Annotated in this window: 5 protein-coding genes; all 5 read left to right on the plus strand. The window is 65.0% G+C overall.

What is annotated here, in order from left to right:
* Window positions 1-1,526, plus strand: a 1,526-nt coding sequence (locus tag ACEN88_RS24685) for an ATP-binding protein (RefSeq protein WP_413343929.1), incomplete at its 5' end; no start/stop codon positions are given.
* A gap of 159 nt (window positions 1,527-1,685) precedes the next feature.
* A complete protein-coding gene (locus ACEN88_RS24690; protein WP_413343930.1) occupies window positions 1,686-2,177 on the plus strand; it encodes an Hcp family type VI secretion system effector in 492 nt (163 codons plus the stop codon).
* A 17-nt stretch (window positions 2,178-2,194) separates the two neighbouring features.
* Window positions 2,195-2,800 (plus strand): N-acetylmuramoyl-L-alanine amidase, encoded by a 606-nt coding sequence (locus tag ACEN88_RS24695; RefSeq protein WP_413343932.1) that lies wholly within the window; start codon window positions 2,195-2,197, stop codon window positions 2,798-2,800.
* 74 nt (window positions 2,801-2,874) lie between these two features.
* The gene (locus ACEN88_RS24700; RefSeq protein ID WP_413343934.1) at window positions 2,875-3,225 is read left to right on the plus strand and encodes a hypothetical protein; all 351 of its coding nucleotides are present in this window, start codon (window positions 2,875-2,877) and stop codon (window positions 3,223-3,225) included.
* A gap of 95 nt (window positions 3,226-3,320) precedes the next feature.
* Window positions 3,321-4,664 (plus strand): Na+/H+ antiporter (locus ACEN88_RS24705; protein ID WP_413343935.1); only part of this gene is annotated, 1,344 nt, incomplete at its 3' end.

The following is a 4,664-nucleotide window of genomic DNA, read 5'->3' on the forward strand; positions in this document are numbered from 1 at the left end:
TGATGGAACAGGTCTGCGTGATCTGGGCGTTATCGGAGTGCAGCAGCTTGAGCAGGTGTGCGCCCGCGCTGACCGACTACACGGTCACGATCGGCATCCCCACCGAGACGATCCTGTCCGCCGCGCGCCACGACCAGATCATGTCCCTGCTGGGCCTTGCGGCGACCACGCTGCTCGCCATGCTGGCCGCGTGGCTCGTGGGCGACGTGCTGATCGTCCAGCGCGTGCGCAAGCTGATGGGCACCGCCGAGCGCATCGCGGCCGGCGACCTGGAAGCCCGCTCCGGCATCGCCTACGGCCACGAAGAGATCGGCAACCTGGCCCAGGCGCTGGACCGCATGGCGGCCGCGCTGCAGAAGAAAGAAACGGCCCGCTCGCTGGCCGAGCGCGAACTGCGCGCCGCCGACCAGCGCAAGGACGAATTCCTCGCGATGCTCGCGCACGAGCTGCGCAACCCGCTGGCGCCGATCAGCACGGGCGCACACCTGCTCAAGCTGCTGCACTCCGATAACGCCCAGATCACGCAGACCTGTTCCATCATCGTGCGCCAGGTCGATCACATGACGAGCCTCGTCGACGACCTGCTCGACGTATCGCGCGTGACGCGCGGCCTCGTGTCGCTGGCGACGCAGGTGCTGGACTTCAAGCGCGTCGTCGACGATGCGGCCGAGCAGATCCGCCCGCTGATCGCGGCGCGGCGCCACCGCGTCGTGATCGAGCTGCCGCCCGCGCCCGCGTACGTCAAGGGCGACCACAAGCGGCTCGTGCAGGTGTGTGCGAACCTGCTCAACAACGCAACCAAGTACACGCCGGAAGGCGGCACCATCCACCTGCGCGTGGACGCGGACGGCAACGACTACGTGCTGACCGTGGCCGACGACGGCATCGGCATGGAGCCGGTCCTCGTCGAACGCGTGTTCGACCTGTTCACGCAGGCCGAGCGCACGCCGGACCGCTCGCAGGGCGGCCTCGGTCTCGGCCTCGCCCTCGTGAAAAGCCTCGTCGAGCTGCACGGCGGCGAAGTGAAGGCCTACAGCGCGGGCCTCGGCAAGGGCTCGACGTTCACGGTACGCCTGCCCCGCTACACGCAGGACGTCGTGCTGGCGCCGGCGCCCGTCGTCGGCGAAGAACACCGCGACGGCGGCGTACCGCTGCGCATCCTGCTCGTGGACGACAACGTCGACGCCGTCCACACCTTGCAGCTGTTCCTGCGCTCCGGCGGACACCGCGTGGAAGTCGCGTACTCCGCCACGGACGCGCTGGAACTGGCGAAATCGTTCGTGCCGGAAGTCTGCCTGCTCGACATCGGCCTGCCCGACTTCGACGGCAACGAACTGGCGCGGCGCCTGCGCATGCTGCCGCAGGCGGCCGGTGCCACGCTGATCGCGATGACGGGCTACGGCCGCCAGCAGGACCGCGAGACGTCGATGGCGGCCGGGTTCGACCACTACCTCGTCAAGCCGGTGAATACGATGCAGCTGGCGGACATCCTCGCCGCGGCCGCCGAGGCGAACATCCGGCGTTAACGCGTCTGCGTATCGCGTTGATGGACTGGGAAACCCATCTTACGATGCTGCAAAACTATCGCCACGTGGTTTCTCTCAACATCTGCGAATACTGATCTCGCATAAATGTACTCGTGCCTTCCGGTCGAGAATCGCGGATGGGCAACCGAGGAGAGAAACATGGCAGCTGATGTCTATTTGCAAATTGATGGCGTCAACGGGGAATCGAACGACGACAGGCACAAGGGATGGATCGAGATCGTGGCCGTTGACTGGGGTGTCACCCAACCGACTGCCGGCACCGTGTCGACCGCTGGAGGCCACACAGTCGGGCGCGCTGTCTTCGATGCGATCCGGATTACGAAGGCGATTGATCTCGCTTCTCCAAAACTGATGGAACTGGCGGCCCAGGGCAAGACGATCCCGAAAGCCAAGCTCGAATTCTTCCGCGCGGACGGCTCCGGCGCGCTCAAGTATTACGAGGTCATGCTGGAAAGCGTGCTGGTGTCCAGCAGTAAAAAATCCTGGGGCGGATCTGGCTTGGTGCTTGACCAGTTCACACTGCACTACGCCAAGATCGCCGAGAAATACACCCAGCAGAAAATAGGCGGCGGTGCCGGCGGAAACACGTCCGGCGGATGGGATCTGGCAGCGAACAAGACCGCCGCCTGACAGGATGAGGTGACCTCATGCTCCATGTGGACACGCAAGGCTACATCGTCAATGCACGTGTACAGCGGGCGCCGCGTCCACTGATCGAGCGCGGCGTTTTACAGCGGGTCAATGGGATCATCGTTCACCAGACCGGCGGCGGGTCTGGCGCCTCGACCTTGAATAGCTACACGATGCAAAACGCGAACGGCGCTCATTTTTTGATCGACAAGGATGGAACGATCCATCAGACCGCATCGTTATTCCGGCAGACCTGGCATGTGGGTAGACTTCGAGCGCGGTGTCTCGCTGAGCATCGTTGTAGCCCGACCGACCTTCATACGCTGAAACACTTCAGTCCAAAGACCGAACACCGGATGGAAATGGCGAAGCCCACGCCTCAGCGTTATCCCTCGAACGAGGACAGCATCGGGATTGAGATCGTTGGTGCCGTGGTAGCCGGCAAAGGTCGGAACGCGGCCGAGCAGGGAGTCTACGAAACGGTGAATGAACAGCAAAACGCGTCGCTTCAGTGGCTGATCGCCGAGCTCACCTCGACTTTCGGCGTGCCGATGAGTGAAATCTTCCGGCACCCGGTCGTCTCCCGCAAGAACCCGACGGAAGCCGAAAGCGCATCATGGTAGTCGCTGCACTCCTCTTGGCCGTGACGGCAAGCGCGTCCATAGCAATGGGCGATGGTTCTGGTACCGAACCAATAATGCGCAAGACACATCTTCCGCCGATCAGCGCAGTCACCAGTCGGAACAGCGGCGCGATCTCTCCAGCGGCAGGTGAACCTGCGGCGCAATGCTCTGGTTTCAAGCTCAGCGATCAGGAAATCCGCGAGTACATCGGCAAAGCGGGCGAAGTCTCAGAACACGATTACTTTCATATGCTCGACTGGTCGCCCTGCTATGCGAGCGGAGAAGTCACCTTCAAGAACGGCGCCAGGGGTATCTGGGCAATCCAGCAGTATCGTGCCGGCTCGCTTAAACTGGGCAACGGTCAAACCTTATACCTGTATTGTCCGAGATGCCGGGCCGACGCTTTCCCGCCTGCCGACGAATAATCAGGCCACGGCGGGTTGGTTGAACGTGTAGGCACGCGCAACCGTACCGTGGTCATCCGCACCATCCCTTATCATCGACCGTGAAAGGAGATGATATGGAGACCATCGAAGTCATCCTGGCGATGCTGCTCGCCGTGATCGCCAGCGGCTACGTGGCGCGGGTGCTGCCCATCGCCCTGCCCCTGCCGCTGATCCAGGTCGCCGCGGGCGCCGTCATCTCGGGCGTTTTCCGCCATGGCATCGCGCTGGAGCCGGACATCTTCTTCCTGCTCTTCCTGCCCCCGCTGCTGTTCGTGGACGGCTGGCGCATCCCCAAGATCGGCCTGTTCCGCGACAAGGCGACGATCCTGGAACTCGCGCTGGGCCTCGTGCTGTTCACCGTCGTCGGTGCCGGCTACCTGCTGCACTGGATGATCCCCGCGATGCCGCTGGCCGTGGCTTTCGCGCTGGCGGCCATCGTCGCGCCGACGGACCCCGTCGCCGTCTCGTCGATCACCGCGCGCGTGCCGATGCCGCCGCGGCTCATGCACATCGTCGAGGGCGAGAGCCTGCTCAACGATGCGAGTGGTCTCGTGTGCTTCCGCTTCGCCGTCGCCGCGGCCGTGACCGGACACTTCTCGCTGGCGCAGGCGAGCCTGACGTTCTTGTGGGTGGCGCTGGCGGGCGTCGCGGCCGGCATCGCGATCACGTTCGCCATCACCCGCGCGCACGGCATCCTGCAGCGCCGCTTCGGCGAGGAGGACGGCGTCCCGGTGCTGATCAACCTCCTGACGCCGTTCGGCGCCTACCTCGTGGCCGAACGCCTGGAGGCATCGGGCATCCTCGCGGCCGTGGCGGCCGGCATCACGATGAGCTACCTGGAATTGTCGGGCGGGGCGACGCCGGGCACGCGCATCCGCCGCAACGTCATCTGGGATGCCCTGCAATTCACGTTGAACGGCACCATGTTCGTGCTGCTGGGCGAACAACTGCCCGACATCGTACGCGGCGCGCTGCACCCGGCCGGCGGCACGCCGTACGATCTGTGGTGGCTCGTCAGCCGCGCGCTCGCGTTCAGCCTGGGGCTCGTGCTGCTGCGCTTCGCGTGGGTATGGATTTCGCTGCAGCTGACGATCCTGAACCGCAAGCGCCTGGGCCGCCAGGTCTTCAAGCCGAAACTGCGCGTGATGCTGGCCACGTCGGTGGCGGGCGTACGCGGCGCGCTGACGATGGCCGGCGTGCTGACCCTGCCGCTCGCGCTGCCGAACGGCGATCCGTTCCCCGCGCGTCACCTGGCGATCTTCCTGGCCAGCAGCGTGATCGTGGTGTCGCTGCTGCTCGCCAGCGCCGCGCTGCCCGCCCTGCTGCGCGGCCTGGAGATGCCGGCCGAGCCGGATGCGAAATGCAGCGAGGACGATGCGCGCCACGCGGCCACGCTGGCGGCCATCGCCGCGCTGGAA

It is taken from the genome of Massilia sp. CT11-108 (assembly GCF_047302915.1).
GTDB lineage: Bacteria > Pseudomonadota > Gammaproteobacteria > Burkholderiales > Burkholderiaceae_D > Telluria > Telluria orientalis.

Bases quoted from the DNA above. Each gene is read 5' to 3' on its own strand.
- ACEN88_RS24695 (WP_413343932.1), top strand. From the start codon at position 2,195: ATGCTCCATGTGGACACGCAAGGCTACATCGTCAATGCACGTGTACAG.
- ACEN88_RS24700 (WP_413343934.1), top strand. From the start codon at position 2,875: ATGCGCAAGACACATCTTCCGCCGATCAGCGCAGTCACCAGTCGGAAC.
- ACEN88_RS24690 (WP_413343930.1), top strand. From the start codon at position 1,686: ATGGCAGCTGATGTCTATTTGCAAATTGATGGCGTCAACGGGGAATCG.